Source organism: Actinopolyspora mzabensis, assembly GCF_900101095.1.
Classification (GTDB): Bacteria; Actinomycetota; Actinomycetes; order Mycobacteriales; family Pseudonocardiaceae; genus Actinopolyspora; species Actinopolyspora mzabensis.
Map to the genome: position 1 here is coordinate 215,631 of NZ_FNFM01000006.1, position 22,890 is coordinate 238,520.

Annotated in this window: 22 protein-coding genes, 2 tRNA genes, 1 other RNA gene and 1 pseudogene; 15 read left to right on the top strand and 11 right to left on the bottom strand. The window is 68.8% G+C overall.

What is annotated here, in order from left to right; all coding sequences use genetic code 11:
- Positions 1-10: 10 nt before the first annotated feature.
- The 4 genes and pseudogenes from BLR41_RS11845 to BLR41_RS11860 form a co-directional block, all read right to left on the bottom strand.
- Positions 11-259 (bottom strand): hypothetical protein, encoded by a 249-nt coding sequence (locus BLR41_RS11845; RefSeq protein ID WP_092628147.1) that lies wholly within the window; start codon positions 257-259, stop codon positions 11-13.
- A gap of 361 nt (positions 260-620) precedes the next feature.
- Positions 621-848 (bottom strand): hypothetical protein, encoded by a 228-nt coding sequence (locus BLR41_RS11850; RefSeq protein WP_092628149.1) that lies wholly within the window; start codon positions 846-848, stop codon positions 621-623.
- On the bottom strand, positions 845-1,063 hold the full coding sequence (locus BLR41_RS11855; protein ID WP_245694082.1) for a hypothetical protein: 219 nt from the start codon (positions 1,061-1,063) through the stop codon (positions 845-847). The genes BLR41_RS11850 and BLR41_RS11855 overlap by 4 nt, the downstream gene beginning before the upstream one ends.
- Before the next feature lie 80 nt (positions 1,064-1,143).
- Positions 1,144-2,142, bottom strand: a pseudogene (locus BLR41_RS11860) (helix-turn-helix domain-containing protein); the annotation flags it as partial.
- Between the two features lie 414 nt (positions 2,143-2,556).
- On the opposite strand from BLR41_RS11860, the gene BLR41_RS11865 reads away from it, so the two are divergent.
- Positions 2,557-2,841, top strand: a complete 285-nt coding sequence (locus BLR41_RS11865; protein ID WP_092628348.1) for a DUF1540 domain-containing protein — start codon at positions 2,557-2,559, stop codon at positions 2,839-2,841.
- Between the two features lie 159 nt (positions 2,842-3,000).
- On the opposite strand, the gene BLR41_RS11870 is transcribed toward BLR41_RS11865, so the two are convergent.
- The 4 genes from BLR41_RS11870 to BLR41_RS11885 all read right to left on the bottom strand — a co-directional run bounded on the left by BLR41_RS11870 (position 3,001) and on the right by BLR41_RS11885 (position 8,172).
- The gene (locus BLR41_RS11870) at positions 3,001-4,590 is read right to left on the bottom strand and encodes a GMC oxidoreductase (RefSeq protein WP_092628152.1); all 1,590 of its coding nucleotides are present in this window, start codon (positions 4,588-4,590) and stop codon (positions 3,001-3,003) included.
- A gap of 648 nt (positions 4,591-5,238) precedes the next feature.
- Positions 5,239-5,568 (bottom strand): hypothetical protein, encoded by a 330-nt coding sequence (locus BLR41_RS22885; protein WP_092628154.1) that lies wholly within the window; start codon positions 5,566-5,568, stop codon positions 5,239-5,241.
- Positions 5,569-5,788: 220 nt separating this feature from the next.
- On the bottom strand, positions 5,789-7,000 hold the full coding sequence (locus tag BLR41_RS11880; protein WP_092628157.1) for a thiolase family protein: 1,212 nt from the start codon (positions 6,998-7,000) through the stop codon (positions 5,789-5,791).
- A 161-nt stretch (positions 7,001-7,161) separates the two neighbouring features.
- Positions 7,162-8,172, bottom strand: coding sequence for a prephenate dehydrogenase (locus BLR41_RS11885; protein ID WP_092628159.1), 1,011 nt, complete (start codon positions 8,170-8,172; stop codon positions 7,162-7,164).
- Positions 8,173-8,313: 141 nt separating this feature from the next.
- Between BLR41_RS11885 and BLR41_RS11890 the strand changes: the two genes are divergently transcribed.
- The 4 genes from BLR41_RS11890 to BLR41_RS11905 all read left to right on the top strand — a co-directional run bounded on the left by BLR41_RS11890 (position 8,314) and on the right by BLR41_RS11905 (position 9,934).
- Entirely contained in the window at positions 8,314-8,796 is a 483-nt protein-coding gene (locus BLR41_RS11890; protein WP_092628160.1) for a tRNA adenosine deaminase-associated protein, read from the top strand.
- A gap of 52 nt (positions 8,797-8,848) precedes the next feature.
- Entirely contained in the window at positions 8,849-9,316 is a 468-nt protein-coding gene (locus tag BLR41_RS11895; protein ID WP_176797956.1) for a nucleoside deaminase, read from the top strand.
- 73 nt (positions 9,317-9,389) lie between these two features.
- Positions 9,390-9,659 (top strand): CsbD family protein, encoded by a 270-nt coding sequence (locus BLR41_RS11900; protein WP_092628161.1) that lies wholly within the window; start codon positions 9,390-9,392, stop codon positions 9,657-9,659.
- A 190-nt stretch (positions 9,660-9,849) separates the two neighbouring features.
- Positions 9,850-9,934: transfer RNA gene (locus tag BLR41_RS11905), tRNA-Ser, on the top strand.
- A 107-nt stretch (positions 9,935-10,041) separates the two neighbouring features.
- On the opposite strand, the gene BLR41_RS11910 is transcribed toward BLR41_RS11905, so the two are convergent.
- From BLR41_RS11910 to BLR41_RS11920, 3 genes are all read right to left on the bottom strand, one after another.
- Entirely contained in the window at positions 10,042-10,635 is a 594-nt protein-coding gene (locus tag BLR41_RS11910) for a hypothetical protein (protein ID WP_218120091.1), read from the bottom strand.
- Between the two features lie 12 nt (positions 10,636-10,647).
- Positions 10,648-11,151: a hypothetical protein gene (locus BLR41_RS11915; protein ID WP_245694083.1), complete on the bottom strand. Its 504-nt coding sequence runs from the start codon at positions 11,149-11,151 to the stop codon at positions 10,648-10,650.
- Between the two features lie 486 nt (positions 11,152-11,637).
- Positions 11,638-11,723 (bottom strand) — tRNA-Ser (locus BLR41_RS11920).
- Positions 11,724-11,919: 196 nt separating this feature from the next.
- Here BLR41_RS11920 and ffs point away from each other — a divergent pair.
- The 10 genes from ffs (at position 11,920) to BLR41_RS11970 (ending at position 22,755) form a co-directional block, all read left to right on the top strand.
- Positions 11,920-12,013, top strand: an RNA gene (gene ffs / locus BLR41_RS11925) — signal recognition particle sRNA small type.
- A 217-nt stretch (positions 12,014-12,230) separates the two neighbouring features.
- Positions 12,231-14,816, top strand: coding sequence for a DNA polymerase III subunit gamma and tau (locus BLR41_RS11930; protein ID WP_092628356.1), 2,586 nt, complete (start codon positions 12,231-12,233; stop codon positions 14,814-14,816).
- 146 nt (positions 14,817-14,962) lie between these two features.
- The gene (locus tag BLR41_RS11935; RefSeq protein WP_092628162.1) at positions 14,963-15,295 is read left to right on the top strand and encodes a YbaB/EbfC family nucleoid-associated protein; all 333 of its coding nucleotides are present in this window, start codon (positions 14,963-14,965) and stop codon (positions 15,293-15,295) included.
- A gap of 10 nt (positions 15,296-15,305) precedes the next feature.
- Positions 15,306-15,902, top strand: a complete 597-nt coding sequence (gene recR / locus BLR41_RS11940; RefSeq protein ID WP_092628164.1) for a recombination mediator RecR — start codon at positions 15,306-15,308, stop codon at positions 15,900-15,902.
- A 193-nt stretch (positions 15,903-16,095) separates the two neighbouring features.
- Complete coding sequence (locus tag BLR41_RS11945; RefSeq protein ID WP_245694086.1) at positions 16,096-16,677, top strand: uridine kinase family protein; 582 nt, start codon at positions 16,096-16,098, stop codon at positions 16,675-16,677.
- Positions 16,678-16,906: 229 nt separating this feature from the next.
- Positions 16,907-18,592, top strand: a complete 1,686-nt coding sequence (locus BLR41_RS11950; RefSeq protein WP_092628165.1) for an ABC transporter substrate-binding protein — start codon at positions 16,907-16,909, stop codon at positions 18,590-18,592.
- A 49-nt stretch (positions 18,593-18,641) separates the two neighbouring features.
- Complete coding sequence (locus BLR41_RS11955) at positions 18,642-19,652, top strand: ABC transporter permease (RefSeq protein WP_092628167.1); 1,011 nt, start codon at positions 18,642-18,644, stop codon at positions 19,650-19,652.
- A 67-nt stretch (positions 19,653-19,719) separates the two neighbouring features.
- Positions 19,720-20,655: an ABC transporter permease gene (locus BLR41_RS11960; RefSeq protein WP_176797957.1), complete on the top strand. Its 936-nt coding sequence runs from the start codon at positions 19,720-19,722 to the stop codon at positions 20,653-20,655.
- Positions 20,656-20,663: 8 nt separating this feature from the next.
- On the top strand, positions 20,664-21,659 hold the full coding sequence (locus BLR41_RS11965) for an ABC transporter ATP-binding protein (protein WP_092628362.1): 996 nt from the start codon (positions 20,664-20,666) through the stop codon (positions 21,657-21,659).
- A complete protein-coding gene (locus BLR41_RS11970) occupies positions 21,652-22,755 on the top strand; it encodes an ABC transporter ATP-binding protein (protein ID WP_092628168.1) in 1,104 nt (367 codons plus the stop codon). The genes BLR41_RS11965 and BLR41_RS11970 overlap by 8 nt, the downstream gene beginning before the upstream one ends.
- Positions 22,756-22,890: the final 135 nt, after the last annotated feature.

A 22,890-nucleotide genomic window follows, 5' to 3' on the forward strand; every position in this document is an offset into this window, starting at 1 on the left:
GGCGGGCTCCTCACAGCACGGCGGAGAACGAACGGACGTGCTCGGCTGCCTCCATCGCCGCCTGCACGGCTTCTCCTGCCTTCTCGTGGGCGATGCCGAACAGGTGTAATGCCTGCCGCACGTCGTGGTTGGTGCTGGTCCCGGCGACCTGGTTCAGTTGCTTACGCAGCTCGTCGAGCGTGGTCTGCATCGCCTGCAGCTCACCGGCGGGCGTGGTGTCGATGATCTGCTGAAGCTGGTCGCGAATCTCGTCGAGCATCGCAAGTCTTCCTCGTAAGGGGAAACAACATCGGATGGGCACTGCCCGGCCGGGCGAGCAGGGGGAGGGCTGCAGGCCGGGCGGCGACGGCCCGGCGACGGGCGTCGGGCCGTGTCTTACAGGGCGCGGAGTCCGGCGAGAATGCGGGCAAGAGTGGTCCGGTCGAGGGACCAGCCGGACAGAACCGCCCCGCCCCGAGATGTGTTCCGGTTGCTGGTGTCGTGGCGATCACTGCCCGGAGACCGTGTTGGGTGGTGGGTCCCCGCTGCCGTGAGGTCACCGGACAACACGGGCATGTGCTCCGGCAGCCGACAGGGGCGGAACCCGTGTCGACCGAGGTAGAGCCGATCCGGACGGGGGCTCATCGCTCAGCCTCTATTACCGTGGCCTGCTCACCGGCACAGATGGTGAGCTCGGTGGGTTCGTCGCGGTATTCGCGCAGCGCGGCGGCGAGTTCGTCCAGTGCGTCGGCCAGTGTCCGTCGATCGGTGGCAGGGAGTTGGTTGCCGCCGAGTCGGTGGGCGGCTTCGTCGAGCATCCATTGGCAGCGGCGCAGCAGTACGGCCAGTTGGGTGTGTGGCTGGCTCACCGAAAACCACCCCCGTTCGGCAGCTGGCCCAGCAGTTTGGTCAGGGTGTCCCGTAGCTGGCGCGCCTGCTCGGCATTCCAACGGGTGCGGTCGTAGACGGTGGGTGTGATGATCGTCAGCCGGTCGCGCTCGATCGACAGCTGTAGTGATTCGGTGCCGGCGTGCTCGACGGTGTTGCACCGCACCGACACGGGGTTTGTTGATCTCGTGGTCATGCCCGCAGCATCGGTCGGTTGGCGATGCGAAGTGTAGGGATTGCGCTGTGCATTCCCTTATGTGCATAGCGCAAGAGGTGTTATCGGTGTTGCTCGGCCCGGTCGAGAGCTTCCCGGTATTCCACTGTCCATTCCCCGGTGCGTTGATCAGGGGGAAGTCCGTCCAAACCGGTACTGAGGTGATCGGATGCGGTGGTGTGGTCCGCCAAGGCTAGATGGGCCAGGCCGATGTTGAGTCGGTGAAAAATCGGGGTGAGCCAGTAGGCCGTGCGCGGAGGTTCTTCACGGGCAGCTGCGTCGATCAGCTCTCCGGCCGTGTCCAGCAGGCGAAGAGCGTAGTCGGGTTGTCCGAGTTCGGCATAGCCCTGCGCCGCCTGCGCAGCGGCTCCGACCCGTTGGGCGATGTGGGCACCGGGGGTGTGGTGCTCGGCCAGGAACCACCGCACGACTCCCCGCGAATTCCCCTGTTGTCGGGCCAGATAGCTTTTGAAGTTCGCCGCCTGGGCAGCCAGAATGCCGTTTCCGATCTCGTCGGCAACCTCTTCGGCCTCGCTGAGTAGTCGCACGGCGTCGCGGTCCCGACGTGTCTCGGCGTGCAACCATCCGGCGAACTGCACGTACTCTGCCCCCACCTCGGCCAGGGAATGCTGGTGTCTACCGCTTGCCTGGCGCATCAATCCGAGCACCGTATCCACCTGGGACATGACAGCCGGGATCAACGGTTCCGGTCCGAGTGCGTCGTCCAGCCTGCGCTGGGCAGCCAACATGTCCGCGAGAGCGGTTACGGTCGCCGCGTCGATCCGGTAGGGCTGCTCCAGCCCCCGAGCGAGCCGCTGCTGATCGTCCGGGGTGAGCAGTCCGCTGGCCGGAGCCGCCAACGTGGTCAATTCCTCGTCCGAACCGAGCAGTTCGTCCAACCGGCGCGCCATCGACACGTCAATCGTCTGACGGTCCGACTCGTACCGCGACAGCGAGGACTGGCTGATATGTGCCTGCCTGGCCAGCTGCGGCTGAGACAACCCCGCCAACGCACGCAACCGGCGCAACGCTTGTCCAAACGTCTCCACGATGCACCTCTTCGCCGAACCTCTTAACCGCCCCCACGGCGCCCCGCGGGGTCAACCTCGGCGAAGAGGCACCAACCACACTACCGAGCACACGATCAGGGGACGAGAGTTCGGTGCGCGGTACACATCCTCCCGCGAAGTGTTGAGAACGGCCGAGTTCAGCGCCTCACCAATCGCGTGGGAAGCTCGATCGCGTGCCGTGCGGCTGGGCAACGATCGAGTGCGCTGCCTCATTCGGCCGGTGCGAGCGGGTCGCTAGCCACGGCGACCGGATGGGGACCTCTGGACGCGATTTCTCGGTCTCCACCCGGGTAGCCGCATCGCTGCGCCACCATCGGGTGAAGCGCTCGGCATTTCGACTGGTAGAGCGGTCGCTCCGGTGGGACCGTGCTGTCCGAAAGCTCTCCGAAAACGGAGGTGGACATCATGGAAATGCCCATCGTGAACGAGTGCGACGCCACGGATTGCGCTTACAACCAGCACCACGCCTGCCACGCCCTCGCGATCACCGTGGGAGAGCCGGCCAACCCACGATGCGACACCTTCACCACCGCCACTTCACCCGCGGGCGATCCCGGGGCGGTCGGCCACGTCGGGGCCTGCAAGATGTCCGACTGCGGGCACAACGTCAACCTCGAATGCCAGGCCCCCGGCATCACGGTCGGCTACCAGGAGAACATCGTCGACTGCCTGACCTACGCACCCGCGTAGATTTCCCGCGAAATCGACGGGGTGTCGGGGGACCGGACCCGGCGGGGCGGCGATTTCCCGCGAAATCGCGGGACCGCGATGCTCCGATGGACGGGCGCTGGGAACGGGACAGTGGGGTGCGGAGGGCCGGAACGGTGGGCTCGGGGAGCCGGGAGCGGCTCAGAAGACCTTGCCCACCTCCCGGGCCACGATCTCGTCCATGTTGCGTTCCGCGAGTGCCGCGATGGTCATGGACGGGTTGCAGGCGCCCGTGGAGCCGGGGATGAGCGCACCGTCGGTGATGTAGAGCCCACGCTGCCCGAGCACCCGGCCGTGGGCATCGCACACCTCGCCGATGGTGGCGCCCCCGAGCGGGTGGAACGTGGTGGTGTCGAAGGCGCTGGTGTCCAGCGTGATGTTCGTCAGGTGGTCCGCCAGGCTCCCGCCGACGATGTTTCGGATCCGCTCGCGGATCCGGTCGGTGAGCTCCGCGTCGTACGACCGGCTCCAGTGCAGCACGGCGTCGTCGCGATGCGGGTCGTAGCGGAACTCGCCGCGCGGCCGCACGATCCCGAAACCGATGACGCTGGTGGTGCCCAGGTCCACCGGGAACGGCACCGGACCGTGCACGACGGTGACCGGACCGTCCGGGTTGTCCCAGTCCCGCACGCCCATGCAGGCCGGGCCACCCTGCAGCGCACCGGGACTGTCACCCAGCGGGGTCCAGGAGAAGATCCGATCCCCGTTGTTGCCCCAGTTCGAGCCGACCGCCTCGGGCAGGTCCGGGATCAGCTCCTTCTCCCTCGCCTTCACCAGCAGTCGTGTGGTGCCCGCCGAACCGGCACCGAGGAACAGCGCGTCGGTGACGATCCGCTTGCGTTCCCGCACGGTGCCGTCGGTGGTGATGTGATCGGCCCGCACCACCCAGCGCCCGGAGGAGTCACGCGCGATGTCGCGAACCAGGTGCAGCGTGGCCACCTCCACGCGCCCGGTCGCTTCCGCCTCGGCGAGATAGGTGACGTCCACGGTTCGCTTGCCACCGTTGTTGACGCCGTAGAGCACGTCTCCGGTGGTGTAGGAGGGTTTCATCTCCCCGCGCAGCTCGCGGCGGGCGAAGTCCCAGTCGATCGGCAGTGGAACCCGGTAGGGCGCCATGCCCTCCCGCGCGACGTGGTCGTGGAACTGCTTGACCGCCCGGTACTCCGGGGCGTGCAGCAGGTCGTCGGGAATGCCGTTGGGCCGCAGCACCGACTCGACCCGGCGGTAGTAGTCCCGGTCGAACCGTTCGTAGTCCAGGCCCGCGGGCATCGAGCGCGTGAAGTGCTCGGCGCTCGGCTGGATCGTCATCCCGTGGTAGACCAGCGAGCCACCGCCCACCCCGGAGCCGCACAGGATGTCCATGCCGACGCCGCGCACCCGTTCCAGCACCCCGGTGTAGGGTCGCCAAACGGTCGGTGGTGATCCGGTCAGCACCGGCCTCGGAGTCAACCAGGAGGCGCGGCGGTCGGGGCTGAACATGTGCGGGAACGTTTCCGCGTTCGGCCCGGTGGGCCACCGGATGCCGCGTTCCAGCACCAGCACCGGCACCCCGGCTCGGGCGAGTCGCGAGGCGGTGATCGAGCCGCCGAAACCGGAGCCGATCACCACCGCCCGGCGGCGCTCCGCCTCGGGCGCGGCGGAGACCGAGCCCCTCGCACCCGTGGTCAGCCCCAACGCGACGGACCCTGCCGTGCCCTTGAGCAGTTCCCGGCGTCCCAGCGAACCACGCATTCCCTCTCCTCACCACGAATCCGAATGGTGATCATACGAATTCGGTCGAACTCGTGGCGTAGTGCTCATTCGATCGTGTGAGGGAAGCGTGTAGTTCGTCCCGGCGTATCCAAGGGGCTCAGGGACGACCCCCCGCTCGCCGGTACGGCTCGGTCGATCGGGCTGCTCAGCGGCCTCGGCGCACCGGCTTCGTCGGATCATCCGGTCCACACCCGACGGATGCGGTACGAAGCGGTGGCTGTACGGTCCGGGCGTCGGGCGCATTCTTCGTTCCGGCCCGGCCGGTGGGAACAGTCTCGGCGTGGGGGAGAGTTGGTTTCGCTCGTGATCGCGGTGCTCGTGTTGCGTAAGGTTCGTTCCTACTGGACGCACCGTAGACGCGTCACGCAGCCTCGTTGCGGAGGAAGCCAGGGGAACGGTTCCGCGCGTTTCGCGATGCCTTCACCGGTGCGCCGCGGGCGATCGCCCGGTCCGTTTCCGTCGGACAGTCCCGAGGCGAATTGCTCGGCCGGTGTTTTTCGGGATCGAACACGCGCGACGAAACCGACGCGATTCCACGAATTCGGTGAAAATTCGGAATAATCTTTCGGATCGAATTTCGTGTGTCGGGCTCCCGGGAACGGAGCCCGACAACGAACATCAGTCAGCTCACTGGATGCCGACGTTGATGTTGCTCTTCTCGACCTCGATGTCCTGCTTCTTCCAGTTCCAGCTCCAGAGCCAGAGCTTCTTCTGCTTCTTGTCAACGTCGATCGTGCAGGACTTGTAGAAGCACTTGTCGGCTTCGTCCTTCTTCTTGCCCTTGTGCTTGTCCTTGTCCTTGTGCTTGTCCTTGTGCTTGTCCTTGTGCTCGTCCTTGTGGCCGTGGTTGTGGTTGGCCTCCGGCCTCATGTCGTCGGCCGAAGCGACCCCCGCACCGCCGATGGCCAGCGGCAGGGCCATGGCACCGACAACTACTGCCCGCGTGAACGAACGCATGTTTGCGCCCTTTCCTTTCGGATTATGGGAATTCTGTCGGCCGACCCGTATGGGTCGATCCCGTGGAGCGATCCCATTGGTTCGCCGACAACTCGTTTTTACCCCAGTGTTTTTCCCGGCGCCGGGCGACACGCGCGGCATTCACCGTATTGGGTGTTGTTGGTTTTCTTGTGAATCAAGTTTCGGAAAAATCGATGGAAATCGGTGGATCGATGGTTGTTCACGTTTCCGGTTGTACTCGGACGGCGACAGCGGTTGCCTGGCCGACCCCCACCCCGGTGGCCGCGATTCCGAGCCCGCCGCCGCGATGGTTCAGGTGTCGACACAGGTCGACGACCACTCGCGCCATGGACGCGCCGAGCGGATGCCCGTAGGCCAGTGCACCACCGTGCACGTTCACTCGATCGTGCGGAGCCTCCGGGAGCCGCCGCAACACCGCGAGCACCAGCGCGGCGAACGCCTCGTTGATCTCCCACAGGTCGACTTGCTCGGCGTTCAGTTCCAACCTGTCCAGCAACTTGCGTATCGCAGTCACGCTCGCGAGGACGAACCGCTGGGGTGCGCAGGCCACCGTCGCCGTTCCCACCAGCTCGCCGAGGGGGGTGACAGCCAATCGGTCGGCCTGTCGCTGGGAGCCGATGAGCGCTGCCACCGAGCCGTCGCCGAGCGGTGCGGAGTTGCCCACCGTCACGGTCCCGTCATTCGAGAAGGCGGGTGGAAACTCCGCCAGCTTGGCCGCTCCGAGCTCCGTGCTCAGCGGTTCGTCACTGCGCATCGGGATGCCGCCCACACCGCGGACCGGGAAGACGAAGCCGTCGTGCATTCCGGCGTCCCACGCCGCCGCCGCGCGGCGGTGCGAGCGCAGCGCGTACTCGTCCATCGCGGCCCGGCCCACGCCCAGTTCCGCGGCGATACGTTCGACGAGCAGCCCCAGCGGAGCCGTCCACTCCGGGTTCATGCGCGGATTGATCAGCCGCCAACCGACAGCCGTGGACACGGCCTCCAGCCGGTCGGGCAGCGCGCGTTCCGGGCGGGGGACGATGAACGGTGCCCGGCTCATGCCCTCCACGCCGCCCGCGACGACCAGTTCGGCGTCCTCCGTGCGCACCGCCCGCCCCGCCTGCACGAATGCCTCGCACCCCGAGCCGCACAACCGGTTGACGGTCACGCCGGGCACGCTCTCGGGCAGTCCGGCCAGCAACACGGCCATACGCGCCACGTCGCGGTTCTCCTCGCCCGCTCCGTTGGTGTTGCCGTAGATCACCTCGTCGATCGTGCCGGGATCCAGCGGACGTTCGTTCCGGTCGGCGTGTCGGCGCACCAGCTCGGCCAGCGGCATGGCGGCGAGGTCGTCCACCCGGATCCCGGAGAGCTCACCCCGGTATCTGCCGAACGGGGTTCGGGTGGCGTCGAGCAGCATCGCACGGGCCATAGGGCCATGATGCCGCAATCGGGGGTGAGTACCTTAGTTCTTTCGGGTGAGTTCGGCGCATATCCGCCGACCCCGCCAGCGCAGTCAGCCCCGTCAGCGCCGGCAGCTCCGCTCGTACCGCCGACCCCGCCGGCACCGCCGGCACCGCCGAGGCCGGTCTCTCACTCTTCCGAGGGGGTTTCCGCGTCGTTCGCGACGGGCGCCGGACGTTGCTCGGCCACCGCCGTGCCCTCGGCCAGCGAAACCACGTGAGCCCCGCCCTCCCCGAGCTCGCGCAGCCTGCGCAAGGCGTGCCCGGCGTCGAGCCGCACGCTCGTCCTTACCGGTTCGGCTCGCTCGGCGGGATAGAAGCCGGCACGTGCCTGGTGGCCGGAGCGCAGCGTGGCGTTCAGTGAACCGGTGGAGGCCAGCGCTCCCCGCGCGGCTCCGAGACGTCCCAGGGTGTCGTCCAGTGCGTCCAGCAGTGCCGCCCGGTTCCCCTCCGTCATGGCCCGCACCAGATCCGGGTCGGTGGCGATCACTCTCGTCCCGTCCCGGAACGAACCCGCCGCCAGCGATTCGGCCAGTGCTCCACCGTCACCGCCCACGGAGGCGAGTACGGCCGCCAGCAGGTGGGGCAGATGCGATACCCGTGCCACCGCGGCGTCGTGCTCGGCGGGGGAGGCGGGAACCACCCGCGCGCCGCAGTCCAGTGCCAGCAGCGCCGCTTCCCGCCAGGAGTCGAGGCCGGTGTTGTCGTCGATCGTCACCGCCCAGAGCGCCCCGTCGAACAGTTCCGCGCTGCCCGCCTCCCATCCGGAGCGGTCGGTGCCCGCCATCGGGTGCCCGCCCGCGTAACGCGCGGCGGGCGCGGATTCCCGCACCGAGTCGTGCACCGGCTGCTGCACGCTGACCACGTCGGTCAGCCACGCCGTGGGCGCGTGTCGGTTCACCTGCCGCAGTACCGTGCCGACGGCGGGCAGCGGGATCGCGAGCACCACCAGCGCGTCTCGTTCCTCCGCCCGTTCCAGCGCCTGCTCGGTGCTCGACAGCACCTCGTAGCCCGCCGCCCGAGCGGCGGCGGCGTCCGCCGCCGAAGTGGTCGTTCCCCAGGCCGGTCTGCCCGAACGCACCGCCGCCCGAAGCACGGATCCGCCGATCAGTCCCAGCCCGATCACACACACGGCTCGCATGTGGCTCATCCTGCCCTACCCGCGACGGCTCGTGCCGGAGTGGTGACCGGGTGAACACACCCGACGTGAATCATTGACCCGGTAGGTGAGCTGTTCGCAATCGTGCTTTCGGGTGGCGTTCGCACGCTTTACCGTGGCGTCATGACGCTCCAGGAGCCGGTCGCGGGGTTCGCGGTCGCCGCCGTTCGGGAGGACGGCCAATGGCGATGCGACATGTTGGACGGTTCGGTACTGACCGGACTCGACGCGATCATCACCGCATTACGCGAATTGCGCTCCAGCGGAGCCGTGGTCGGCATGTGCAACGTGGATGACGAGTTCTTCGTGCTGGTGCGTCCGGTACCGGGTGGTGTGGAACTGACGTTGTCCGATGCGGCGGCGGCGCTCGACTACGACGTGGCCGCCGATGTGCTGGACCTGCTGCGTACGGAGCCACCCGACGAGGAGGACGAGGAGATCTGGCCGGAGGGCAACCTCGCGTTGCTCTCCGATCTGGGGCTTCCGGAGGAGGAACTGCTGCTGATCACCGAAGAGGTCGACCTCTATCCGGACGAGCAGCTCGAGATGATCGCGCAGCGCTGCGGATTCGGTGAACAGTTCACCGCGGTGCTGGAGCGGTTGTAGTGCCCGCTGTCGGATTCGGTGCCGGGGCGGGGCGGCAGCCGGACGGGCCGGAATGATCGAGGCCTCCGGGGATCGGGAACTGGTCCGTTCCGCGCTCGCCGTGGCCCCGGACGCCACGGTGGCGGGGGACGTGCCGATCGGCGCGGTGGTGGCTGCCCCCGACGGTCGGATACTGGCGCGGGCGCACAACCGTCGTGAGGAGCTGTCCGACCCCACGGCCCATGCCGAGCTGCTGGCGCTGCGTGCCGCGGCGACCGCTTACGGGGACGGTTGGCGGCTGGGGGGATGCACCCTGGCCGTGACCGTCGAGCCGTGCACGATGTGCGCCGGGGCGCTGGTGCTGGCCCGGGTTTCCAGGCTGGTCTTCGGCAGCTGGGAGCCCCGTACCGGGGCGGTCGGTTCGTTGTGGGACGTGGTCCGGGACGACCGGCTCAACCACCGCCCCGAGGTTGTCGGCGGTGTGCTCGACCGCGAGTGCGCCGCGTTGCTGGCGGAGTTCTTCGGCGAGCATCGGGTGTGACTTGAGTCACTATCGGGTGATTCGGCGGAATTGCCGGGTATGCAGCGGGAGCAGTCGGCAACAGGAGGTCGCGATGAGTACGTTCGACAAGGTCAAGCACCAGGCTCAGCAGCTCGCGGGCAAGGCCAAGGAGGCGACCGGCCGCGCGACCGGCAACCGGGACATGAAGGACGCGGGCAAGCGGGACCGCCTCGAGGGCGAGGCCAAGGAGTCCGGCCAGGACATGAAGGACCGTGCCGCGGGCGCGGCCGAGGACGCCAAGGACAAGCTGCGCGGTGACCAGAGCGGTGACCAAGGCGGTAACCAGGGTGGAAACCGGGAAGGCGGCGAGGACCGGCGCTGACGGCTACCCCTTCGGGGCGGGACCCCGATTTCGGTCGCTCGGGGGTGTCACGGGAGAGACGCGGGGCCGCGCGCTCCTAGTGTTGCGGCACTCCTCGCCGCCAGGGCGCCAAAGGCGCGCTGCGCGGGAGAAATCGAGTTCCTCGACCCCATTGCTCGATTCGTGAGGGCCGTTCGTTACGCTTGTTCGCGGTAGCGTGTCCGAGCGGCCTAAGGAGCGCGACTCGAAATCGCGTGAGGTGAGAGCCTCCGTGGGTTCGAATCCCACCGCTACCGCGCGTTGACGAGAGCGGCGCCGGGTCCCCCGAGGGAAGCCGGCGCCGCTCTCTCGTGTCGGAGGGTGTCCGGGAGCTACCGGGCCGACCTCCTCGGTGCCGGCCGGCTCAGCAGTTGGCGGTCTTCGACTCCACCCGGGTCTGCCACGCGGGGTTCTCCTGCGGGCCGTCGACCGTCACGTCGTGCACGTACCAGTAGTAGTGCCCGTAGTAGGGGTCACCGAAGTGCAGCTCGTAGGTTCCGGTGACCTGCTGCCGCATCGGCGCGGCGTAGATGTTCACCGCCTGGTTCGGCCCCAGCTCGTGACGGATCTCGTCGGACTTGGTGGTGCTCCAGCTCCACTGCCGTTCGTAACTGGTCTCGAAGCCCGCCTCGAACACCTCGCCCAGCGTGACCCCGGCACTGATGGTCACGCTCACGTTGGTGGTGGTGCCCCTAGTGGACTGCCAGCTGATGATTCGGGTGGAGGTTCCCTCGGAGCAGTTCGTGGCCCCGCCCACCAGCTCGTAGGAGCCGCGGCGCGTTTCCGGTGCCCCGGACGGGTGGAATTCGCAGAGATCGGTGTTGCCGTTCTCGCACTGCTCCAGCAGCTGCCGCACGGTGGGTTCGGCTTCGGTCGTGGCACTCGCGGGGGCGGCCAGCCCGGTCATTGCCAGCGCGGCGGCGCTCAGGCCGACGGCCAGTCGATTGCGCGACTTCATCTTCGTCCTCGCTCAGCTCAGTCCGACGGTCACTGTTCGGTCGTTGATGTAGCTGCCCACGTCGGGGTGGTTCTCCTTGTAAGGGCCCGCGCGGTCGCCCGAGTCCGGGTACAGCCAGACCCAGCAGGTGGACCAGGCCTGCACCGAGGAGATCCGGTTCTGCCAGTAGTCGTCCAGATCGAGCCAGAAGTCCACTTTGTCGTTCTTGGGGCACGGTTCCGGTACAGTGATCGTCAGTGAGGAGCCGCCGTACTCGGCGTCCTCGAAGACGGTGGCGCCGATGAGCTCACCGGTGGTGTCGGCGATTCGCCGCCCCTGCTGTCGGGCCTCGGCCAACGTCTCGTGGCAGGTGTGGTTCCGGGTGGAGACGTCCAGCACGCAGTGTTCGTTCGCTTCGGCCGCCTGGGCCGCCTGCGCGGTGGTCGCCGTCAGCCCCGCGGCCATCGCGCAGCTCGCCAGAGCCACCGCGGCGGTCCTGGTGCGGAGCCGTCCGGTTCCGGTCTTGGCTCTTGCCAATTCCGTTCTCCTCTCCTCTTCCGTCCGGCGGGTTCGCCGCCGCTGCGGAATCGGTTTAGCGGATTGCACGCGCACTATCGGGGGAGTCGGGAGGCGAGATCCAGAGTCGCGAGGCGATTGCCTCCGAATGCGGAAGTGCCGGGAGTAACGCGTTACTGCTTTCGTGCTCGCGTCGTCCCCCCGACGGGGCCAATTACCCCCGGTCGGCCCAACACCGCGTCGGGGCCGGTGCGGACGAGGCGACAACGCGACGCGGGACGAAGCGGTACGGCTGGCGGTGGAGATGCGGACGGGAGTCCGCCGCGAAAGCGTCGAAGGACCGTCGAGCGGGCAACCACGAGCACCGGGGCGGCGGACACCGCACGGCGGCTCGACGGACGGGGCCGTGAGCGAGAAGAGGTGGGCGAACGAGAACGGGCCTGTAACGAGAACGGGCCTGTAACGAGAACGGGCCGGGCGTGGAGTCCACGCCCGGCCCGTCGCCGGCGGAGGATGCGGGATTCGAACCCGCGAGGGCTGTTAACCCAACACGAATTCCAGTCGTGCGCCTTAGGCCGCTCGGCCAATCCTCCGCGAAAGAGTGTACGTGACGGCTTCCGCCGATCTCGCGACCCCCCTCCGGAACCGCTCGGCGGGCGGCCCCGTCCTGGTTCGGGGCGCCCCCGCTACTGCTCCTCGGCCTGAGTCACGCTCGTGCCCGGGGGCCGCGCCGTCACCCGGACGGTGGCGGGGGGTCGGTTCACCGTGGCGGCGGCCCGTTACACTGAACGCGGACTCCGCGCGGCGTCATCCTGTGAACTCCCCCAGGGCCGGAAGGCAGCAAGGGTAAGCGGGCTCTGGCGGGTGCGCGGGGTCCCCTTTTGTCTCGGGGGCACCACTTGTCTCAGGGTGCACCGCGGGATCCGCGTGAGCGGTCGGTACCGCCCACCTGATCCACCCACTCCGCCCGCACCCTCGGCGCCTCGCCACGCTGCGCCTCGTAACACTGTGGCGCGCCTCGATCGGGGATCCACACCACGTACCCGCGATGGTCGCTCCCGATGCCGAACTCGTCGGTGGTGGCACGTATCGTTGCCGGTGTGGCGCTCGCGCTCTATCGCAAGTATCGACCGGCGACCTTCGGCGAGGTCGTGGGACAGTCACACGTTACGCAACCGCTGCGAACCGCGCTGGCCGCACAGCGGATCAACCACGCCTACCTGTTCTCCGGGCCCCGTGGGTGCGGCAAGACCTCCAGTGCGCGGATCCTCGCGCGTTCGCTGAACTGTGCCCAGGGCCCCACGGACGAGCCGTGCGGCGAGTGCGACTCCTGCGTCGCGCTGGCTCCGGACGGCGCGGGCAGCGTCGACGTCGTCGAGATGGACGCGGCCAGTCACGGCGGTGTGGACGACGCGCGTGAACTGCGCGACCGGGCGGTGTTCGCCCCGGCGCAGTCGCGTTACCGGATCTTCGTCATCGACGAGGCCCACATGGTCACCCAGCAGGGGTTCAACGCCCTGCTCAAGATCGTGGAGGAGCCGCCCGACCACCTGGTCTTCGTGTTCGCCACCACCGAACCGGACAAGGTGCTGACCACCATCAGGTCCCGCACCCACCACTACCCGTTCCGGCTGATCCCACCGGGCGAGCTCCGCGAACTGCTGGAACGGATCTGCGCCGAGGAAGGCGTCAGCGTGGACCCGGCGGTGTACCCGCTGGCGATCAGCGCGGGGGGAGGTTCCGCACGTGACGCGCTGAGCGTGCTGGACCAGCTCGTCGCCGGTGCCGGTGCGGAGGGGATCACCTACGAGCGTGCCGTGGCGCTGCTCGGGGTCACCGACGTCGCCCTGATAGACGCCATGGTGGACTCCTTGGCCGCGAATGATCCGGCCACCGTCTACGGCACGGTGGATCGGGTCGTGGAGGCCGGGCACGATCCCCGCCGGTTCGCCTCCGACCTGCTGGACCGGTTGCGCGACCTCGTGTTGCTGCACTCGGTGCCGGACGCGGCGGAGCGCGGTCTCATCCAGAACGCCGGTGACGGGATCGGCAGGATGCGCGAGCAGGCCGAGAAACTCGGGACGGCCACGCTGACCCGGTTCGCCGAGATCGTGCACGCCGGGCTGTCCGAGATGCGCGGTGCCACCGCGCCCCGCTTGCTGCTGGAGTTGTTGTGCGCCCGCATGATGCTGCCCGCAGCTTCCGGCAACGAGGCGGCGATGTTGCAGCGCATCGAGCGGGTCGAGCGGCGCATGACCGTGGCGCCGCCTGTCTCCGGAGGCGGTGCGGAAGTCGCCCCGGCGACGCCCGCACCGACCGCGCGGAGCGCCGCTCCGAGTGAGCCGGACGGCGGTTCGCCCTCGCCGGTCACGGACTCGGGCCGTGCCGAGACGGCAACCCCCGCACGGGTTGCCGAGGCCGGGCGGGACAGCGCCACCGACGCGGGGAAGCCTCCCGAGCGTCCGGCGGGCGGCGATCGTGCCGCGACACCCCCCGAGGCACCCCCCCAAGAGCGGCAGCAGGCACGCCAGAGCTCTCCCGAACCGGTGGACGAGTCACCGGCGGGGGGCGGCAGGCCCGCAGCCGAGCTGCGTCAGGTGTGGAACGACCTGCTGCGGGCCGTGGCGGAGCGCAACCGGCCGACCCAGGCGCTGCTGCTGAACGCCTCGTTGGTGGATCTGCGGGACAACACGCTGGTGCTGTCGATGCCTACCACCGGGCTGCGCAAACAGTTCATGCAGGCTCGCCGCATCGACTACGTGCGGGAAGCGCTGCGCGCGGTCGTCGGCGGCGAGTGGGAGCTGGAGTGCCTCGTCGAGGGTGAGGAGCAGTCCAGGCGGACGCCGGCCGCGACGCCGCAGCGGCAGCCCGAACGAGGTGGGGCCGAGCGGGGCGGTGGCGAGGCTCCGCAGCCCGCCGCACCAGGAGCGCCCGCGAGCCCACCGACTCCCGCATCGGAGCGGTCCGCTGCTCCGAACGCACAACCGGCCACCCCGAGCGCGCCCGCGGAGCGGACTACCGAACCGGAGAATCCCCCGGAGGCGCCGGAGGCCGCTTCGGCTGCGGCTGCTCCCACCGCGGCTGCTCCCCCCGCGGGTGCTCCGGCGGTGCCGGATGCCCCGGGTGCTTCCGAGCCCGCTGCGCCCGATTCTCCCCCAGCGCCCGAACCCCCAGCGCCCGCCGAGTCGACCGCGGCGGCCGAACCTCCTGCCGCAGCCGAGTCTCCCGCCGCACCGGGGAGGTCGGAGGCCCCCGCGTCCTCGGAACCACCGGAACCGCCCCTGCCGCCGGAACCGCCTCCCGAATCGGAGCCCGAACCGCCCGAGTGGGACGACGTCGAGCCCGGTCCGCCACCGGAGCCGGACTTCGCGGCTTCGGCCCGTTCCGAGCCGCCGGGGGCCGAAGCCCCGGGAAGTGGTTCCCCCGGCTCCGAAGCGCCGGATTCCCGACCCTCGGAGTTCCAACCGGCCACCCCCGCCGCGGAACCGAGCGGAGGGGCGTCGGGCTCCGAACGGGCGGCGGCTCCCGCGAGTGCGCAGCGAGGAACGGTGGCCGCGCGATCGCGGGGCGGAGCGGCTACCACCACTGCCGAAGCCGCACCAAATGGCGGCTCGGTCGAACGCGATCCCGACGACGAGGCGGTCGAGTTGCTGGTCAGCGAGCTCGGCGCGCGCAGACTCGACTAGTGGGATCCGGTCCGCCCGGCCGGGCGCCCGCCACCGTCGCGGATCGACGACTACGCTGGATGGCAGGAGATGCCTCGCTCGAACAGGTGAGCCCAGCCGGAACCGGGAGAGGAGCCACGGTGCAACCAGGCGGTCAGCAACCCGACATGCAGGAAATCATGAAGCAGGCGCAGGAGATGCAGCAGCAGCTCATGAATGCGCAGCAGGAACTCGCCGAGGCGGAGGTGACCGGTACCGCCGGGGGCGGCATGGTCACCGCGACGGTTACCGGCGCGGGAGAGTTGCAGTCCATGAACATCGACCCCAAGGTCGTCGACCCCACGGACACCGAGACGCTGTCGGACATGGTCGTCGCGGCCGTCCGGGACGCCAACCGCGCCGCGCAACAGATGCAGGCGGACAAGATGGGGCCGTTGACCAACGCGCTGGGGGGCCAGGGCGGCACGGACATGGGCGGACTCGGTCTGCCGGGGATGTGACGGTAGCCGCGTGTACGAGGGGCCAGTACAGGATCTGATCGACGAGCTCGGCAGGTTGCCGGGGATCGGTCCGAAGGGCGCGCAGCGCATCGCCTTTCACCTGCTCTCTGCCGAGCCCGCCGACGTCACCCGGCTGCAGGACGCGCTGCAGCGGGTGAAGGAAGGCGTGGTGTTCTGCGAGGTCTGTGGCAACGTCTCCGAGCAGACGCGCTGCAGGATCTGTCAGGACACCAGGCGTGACCCGCGGCTGGTGTGCGTGGTCGAGGAGCCCAAGGACGTGCTGGCCGTCGAACGCACCCGCGAGTTCCGGGGGCGTTACCACGTGCTGGGTGGTGCGTTGGATCCGCTCTCCGGGGTCGGGCCGGACCAGTTGCGGATCCGCGATCTGGTCGGCCGCATCGGGACCGACGAGGTGACCGAGATCATCATCGCCACGGATCCGAACACCGAGGGGGAGGCCACGGCCACCTACCTCGTGCGGCTGTTGCAGGACTTTCCGGGGCTGAGCGTGACACGGCTCGCGTCCGGGCTGCCGATGGGTGGCGATCTCGAGTTCGCGGACGAGCTCACCCTCGGCAGGGCGTTGTCCGGAAGGCGATCCGCTTGAGTCGTTCGAGTCGGTCGCGCGCGGCCACCGGAGCGGTCCTCCGGTGAGCAGCCCGGTGGCTGGTGCCGCCGTTCGGTCTGGGCGAGGTCGCGGCGGTCCGGGGCGCCCTGCCGGTCGTTTCCCCGCCGGTCGTTTCCCCGCCGGGCGTTCCCCCGCCGTGGCGCCCGGCTCGTGGGTGGTGCGCTCGCCGGTCGTGCGCCTGCCGCGTGCGGCGGACTCCGAAACCGCGGACTCGTTGGTGCGCCGCGTGGGGCGCGGTGCACCCCGGCTCGGTCCGGTGCGGCTGGTCGCGGTGGACGGCCCTTCCGGCGCGGGTAAGTCGACGTTCGCCCGCGTGCTGCTGTCCGCCCTGACTGCGGCGGGATTCCACGCCGCGCTGCTCGGCACCGACGACTTCGCCACCTGGCGGGAACCGGTGGGCTGGTGGCCCCGGCTGCGCGACGGCGTGCTGGAGCCGTTGGCGCGGGGACGTGCCGGTCGCTACCGGCGCACCGAGTGGCCCGGTGGAGTGCCGGTGCCCGGGGCGTTCGTCGACGTCCCCGTTCCGGAGGTGCTGCTGCTCGAAGGGGTCTCGTCGGGCAGACGTTCGGTCGCGCGCCGCCTTTCGGCGCTGATCTGGATGGAGCCGCCCGACTCGGCTACCCGGCTGGAGCGCGCGGTGCTGCGGGACGGTGCGGAGACCCGTCCCGAACTCGTCCGCTGGCAGCGGTTCGAACGGGTGTGGTTCCGCTCGGACCGAACCGGCCAGCGGGCCGACTTCGTGCTGCGGGGATGACGAATCGCCCCCCGGGGCTTCGGATGATCTTCGAAAATCCACTCGTTCGAGTGAGCCGGGTGGCGCAGCATTTCCGACTGTGACCAGGATTTTCGCAGATTTTTCCCAGATTTGCCGGATATTAGCCCGAACGTTGTAGCCGAATCGTAATCCTGTGGCACTGATCCGGACACATTCCTCGGGTTACGGTCTCTCTCACTTTGCGAGACGTGAGTTGTCGAGGTGAGTGATGGGTGCAGCCGCCGGGCCGGGATTCCGGTTATCGAGAGTGGGGCGCAGGCTTGTGACGGTCGGGCTGACCGCCGTGCTTGCCACGTCCCTGTCCGCGTGCGTGCAGTCGCAGCGCGGTGAGGACAACGGGCAGACCATGGTTTTCGGCGCGCCGGGAGCTCCGGCCCTGTTCGATCCGTTCTACGCCTCCGACGGCGAGACCTTCCGGGTCACCCGACAGATGATGGAGGGGCTCGTCGGTTTCGAGTCGGGCGGAGTCGAGGTCGAGCCCGAACTGGCCACCGACTGGAACTCCTCGGACGACGGTACGAAGTGGACCTTCCAGCTCCGCGAGGGCGTGAAGTTCCACGACGGTACCGACTTCAACGCCGAGGCCGTCTGCGCCAACTTCGAACGCTGGTACAACCAGACCGGTACCGGGCAGAGCTCCGCGCTGTCGTACTACTGGATCGAGACCTTCGGCGGCTTCGCCGGTGACGACGAGCCCTCGCTGTTCTCCTCCTGCGAGGCGCCGGACCCCACCACCGCGGTGATCAACCTGACCCGCGCTACCTCCAAGTTCCCCGCCGCGCTCGGGCTGGATTCGTTCAGCATGCAGTCGCCCACGGCGATGAAGAAGTACGAGGCCGACAAGGTCGAGGCCAAGGGATCCGGTTTCGAGTACTCCGAGTACGCCCGGAAGCACCCGACCGGTACGGGGCCGTTCGAGTTCGACTCCTACGACCAGAACAACCAGTCCGTGGAGCTGCGTCGCAACGACGACTACTGGGGTGACAAGGCCAAGCTCGACCGGCTCATCTTCAAGGTGATCTCGGACGAGTCGGTCCGCAAGCAGGAACTGCTCTCCGGTGGGATCGACGGCTACGACTTCCCGAACCCGGCCGACCTGGACTCGCTGCGGCAGCAGGACTTCAACGTGCAGGTCCGCGAGCCGTTCAACGTGCTGTACCTGGGCATGTCGCAGAAGAAAAACCCGGCGCTGCGCAAGCTGAAGGTGCGCAAGGCGCTGGCCTACGCGGTCAATCGCGAGAACCTGGTCAACGCCAACCTGCCGGACGGGGCCAAGGTCGCCAACCTGTTCTACCCGTCCAGTGTGGACGGATATGCCGACGACGTGGCGAAGTACTCCTACGACCCGGAGAAGGCCAAGCGGCTCCTGAACGAGGCGGGCCACTCCGACCTCACCATCGAGTTCTGGTGGCCCACCCAGGTGACGCGGCCCTACATGCCCGACCCGCGCGGCATCTTCAACTCGCTTGCCGGGGACATGCGCAAGGCGGGCATCAACGTGAAACCGGTCAGCAAACCCTGGAACGGCGGCTACATCTCCGACGTGAACAAGGGCGACGCCGAGGTCTTCCTGCTCGGCTGGACCGGCGACTACAACTCCCCGGACAACTTCATCGGCACCTTCTTCGGCTCGACGGAGAACCAGTTCTACACCAAGCCCGCACCCTGGGGCGAGAAGCTGGCCAACCGGCTGGACGCCGCGGACAAGGAACCGGATCCGACCAAGCGGGAGCGGATGTACACCGAGATCAACCGTGACCTGAAGTCGAAGTACCTGCCCGCCGTGCCGCTGTCGCACTCGCCGCCGGCGATCGTGACGGCCCCGCACGTCAAGGGACTGGTCACCTCGCCGCTGACCGCCGAGGAGTTCGCCTCGGTGAGCATCGAGAAGTAGTTCCCGGGCAGCGCCCAGGTTTTTCCGTCGAGAACGTAAGGATCCCGGTTTGCTTCGTTACACGGTCCGGCGACTCGGCCAGCTGCTGATCGTCACGGTCGTGCTGTCGGTCCTGCTGTTCGGATGGCTGCGGGCGCTGCCGGGTGGCCCGGTCTCCGCACTCCTCGGTGAACGTGCTACCGAGGAGTCCCGAGCCCGACTGGTCCAGCAGCTCGGGCTCGACCAACCGCTGTACGTGCAGTACTGGAAGTTCGTGCAGCGGGCGATCACGGGCGATTTCGGCGTCTCCACCGGGGTGCAGCCGGGCACCCCGGCCATGGAGGTCTTCCTGCAGCGCATGCCTGCCACGCTGGAACTCTCGGTGCTGGCGCTGCTGCTCGCGGTCGCCGTGGGCATCCCGCTGGGCTACTTCGCCGCCCGCAGGCAGGGCGGCTGGCTGGACAACCTCAGCATCACCTGGTCGCTGATCGGCGTCGCGGTGCCGGTGTTCTTCCTGGCCTTCCTACTCAAGTACGTCTTCGCCATCGAGTTCGGCGTACTGCCCGCCTCGGGAAGACAGGCGGCCGGAATCGACGCCACCCACGCCACCGGCTTCTTCGTCCTCGACGGGGTGCTCACCACGGAGTGGGACGCGGCGTGGAACGCCCTGATCCACCTGCTGCTGCCCGCGATCGCGCTGTCCACCATCCCGTTCGCGGTGATCTTCCGGCTCACCCGGGCCTCGGTGCTCGACGTGGTCGAGGAGGACTACGTGCGCACCGCCCGCTCCAAGGGACTTGGCGCGATGGTGGTGCGCGGCAGGCACATCCTGCGCAACGCGATGCTTCCCGTGGTCACCACCATCGGGTTGCAGACCGGCGCGCTGCTCTCCGGGGCGGTGCTGACCGAGCAGGTCTTCAACATCCCCGGGATCGGACAGGCACTCTCGCTGGGTTTCCAACGGCAGGACTACGCCGTGCTGCAAGTGGTGATCCTCGCCACCGCGATGGTCTACGTGCTGGTCAACCTGCTCGTGGACCTCGCCTACGCGGCGATCGACCCGAGACTCCGGACACGCTGATCGAAGCGTGGTGCTCGTCACCGGGCCTGCCAACACGACGGAAAGTATCAGTGAGAGGTCGCGCACAGTGCTGGGTACACAACGCAAGGAGCGCATCGACGGGCTGGCCGAGTCCGGTGGCGACACCACCGCGGGTGTCAGCCTGGCGGCCTCGGCATGGCGACGGCTGCGTCGCAGCCCGACGTTTCTCGTGGGCGCGGGGATCATCTGCGCCTTCGTGCTGCTCGCCCTGGTGTCGCCGCTACTGGCGCAACACGATCCCGCCCTGCGGCTGCTGGAGGAGCAGGTCTCCCGCGCTGACAACGAGATCCCGGCCCCTCAACCCGGTTTCCCGCTGGGTGGCGACCAGTACGGGCGACCGCTGCTGTCCCGGGTGCTGCTCGGTTCGCAGCAGACACTGCTGGTCGCGCTGCTGGCCACGGTGATCGGCCTGGGCGGCGGTCTGACCCTGGGCATCCTGGCCGGTGCCTTCGGCGGTTGGGTCGACACCCTGGTGATGCGCGTGGTGGACGTGATGCTCTCGGTGCCCTCGCTGCTGCTGGCCGTTTCCATCGGGGCGCTGTTCCAGCAGCAGTCCCAGTTCACCGTGATCATCGCGGTCGCCACGGTGCAGATACCGATATTCGGCAGGCTGCTGCGCGGGACCATGCTCGCCCAGCGGGCGAGCGATCACGTGCTGGCGGCCCGCGCGCTGGGGGTGCGCCAGCGCTCCATCGTGTTCCGGCACATGCTTCCCAACGCGCTCGGCCCGGTGATCGTGCAGGCCACGCTGATGCTCGCGGTGGCCATCATCGATGCCGCGGCGCTCTCCTTCCTCGGCCTGGGAGCGGCCGATACCTCGACACCCGAATGGGGGCAGATGCTCGGCTCGGCGCAGAACTTCTTCGACACCCACCCGCACCTGGCCTTCTGGCCCGCCGGCTGCATCATCGTCGTCGCGCTCGGTTTCACGCTCGTCGGTGAGTCGATGCGGGACGCCCTCGACCCGAAGAAGCGGCGGTGAACGGCGACATGGCATTGCTGGAAGTGCGCGATCTGTCCGTGCGGTTCGTCCGCAAGAGCGAACCGACGGTCTCGGCGGTGGACGGCGTCTCGTTCGACGTGCATCCCGGGAGCACCGTCGGGCTCGTCGGCGAATCCGGATGCGGCAAGTCCGTCACCTCGCTCGCGATCATGGGGCTGCTCCCGGGGCGTGGAACCGAGGTGACCGGTTCGGTGAACCTCGAAGGCAGCGAACTGCTGCGGCTGTCCCGGCGGGAGTTCGACCGGCGCAGGGGCAAGGACCTCGGCATGGTCTTCCAGGATCCGCTGACCTCCCTCAACCCCGTGGTGCCCATCGGACTGCAGATTTCCGAGGTCATCGAACGCCACCGCGGGCTCTCGCGCCGCGACGCGTCCCGCGAGGCCGCGAAGTTGCTGGAGCGGGTCGGCATCCCGGACCCGGACCGCAGGCTCAAGGAGTACTCGCACCAGCTCTCCGGCGGCATGCGGCAGCGCGCCCTGATAGCCATGGCGCTGGCCTGCGAACCGCGGCTGCTCATAGCCGACGAGCCCACCACCGCCCTCGACGTCACGATCCAGGCGCAGATCCTGACCCTGCTGAAGGAACTCGTCGCCGAGACCGGAACAGCGCTGATCATGATCACTCACGACCTGGGTGTGGTCGCGGGGATGTGCGACGAGGTCAACGTGCTCTACGCCGGGCGGATCGTGGAACGCGCCCAGCGGCACGAGCTGTTCTCCCAGCCGAGGCATCCCTACACCGCCGGGCTGATGGCCTCGGTGCCGCGACTGGACTCTCCGCGAGGACAGCGGCTGGCTCCGATCGAGGGGTCGGTGGCCGACAACATCCCCTGGGAAGGGGGGTGTGCCTTCAGCCCGCGCTGCGGCAACGCCCTGGCGGTGTGCCGCGAACGCGCGCCCGAACTCGAAACCGTCGAGCAGGGCAGGCTGCTGCGCTGCCACAACCCGATCGGTGCCGCGGAAATGGAGCGTGCCCATGACTGATTCGAGCCGCACCATCACGGGTGCCGAGACCTCGCCCGTCGGTACGGACCCGGCGGACACCCTGGTGGAAATCGACGACCTGCGGGTGCACTTCCCGATCAAGCGGGGAATCGTGCTGGACCGCACCGTGGGCCACGTCTACGCGGTGGACGGGGTCTCGCTGCGCGTCGGTCGCGGCGAGACCTACGGACTGGTGGGGGAATCCGGTTGTGGCAAGTCCACACTGGGCAAAGCGGTGCTGCGGCTGGAACGGCCCACTGGTGGTTCGATCCGCTTCGACGGTACGGACATGGCCCGGATGTCGGGGGAACCGCTGCGAAGGATGCGGCGGCGGATGCAGATGGTCTTCCAGGACACGCTGTCCTCACTGGACCCGAGACAGTCCGTCGAGTCGCTGCTCGTGGAGGGGATGCGGGCGCACGGGTTGGATCGGGACGGGAAGAGCACCGAGCGCGAACTGCGCGAGCTGCTCTCGTCCGTCGGGTTGCCGGCCTCGGCGCTGCGCAAGTACCCGCACGAGTTCTCGGGCGGGCAGCGGCAGCGCATCGGCATCGCCCGGGCGCTGGCCGTGCGCCCGGACCTCGTGGTCGCGGACGAGCCGGTATCCGCGCTGGACGTCTCGGTGCAGGCCCAGGTGCTGAACCTGCTGGAGGACCTGCAGGAGGAGTTCGGCCTCACCTACCTGGTGATCGCGCACGATCTCGCCGTGGTGCGCCACGTGGCACGGCGTATCGGTGTGATGTATCTGGGGGGTCTGGTCGAGGAGTCCGACTCGGACGTGCTGTACGAACAACCGCTGCACCCCTACACCAGGGCGCTGCTCTCGGCGGTGCCCGTGCCGGAACCGGAGGTCGAGGACCAGCGGGAACGGATCCTGCTGTCCGGGGACCTGCCGTCACCGGCCGCGCCGCCCACCGGGTGCCGGTTCCACACCAGGTGCCCGTGGCGGCAACCCACGCGCTGCGACTCCGAACGCCCCGAGCTGCGCGACGTCGGAGGTGGGCACCGGGTGGCCTGTCACTACGCCGAGGAGATCCGCGACGGAATCATCACCCCGAACTCGGTTGAGGGAAACTCTTCCGCCGGTGTTTCGTAGCTGGTGCTGTGGCGAAACCTCCCGCACGGCTCTCGCTGCGGGTGCCCCGACCTCGGGTAGCGACCTACCCGACGTCGGGCCTTCCTCGCGAGAGCCGCACCGGAGAACCCGCGGCGGCGCCGACTGCCGGGGTGA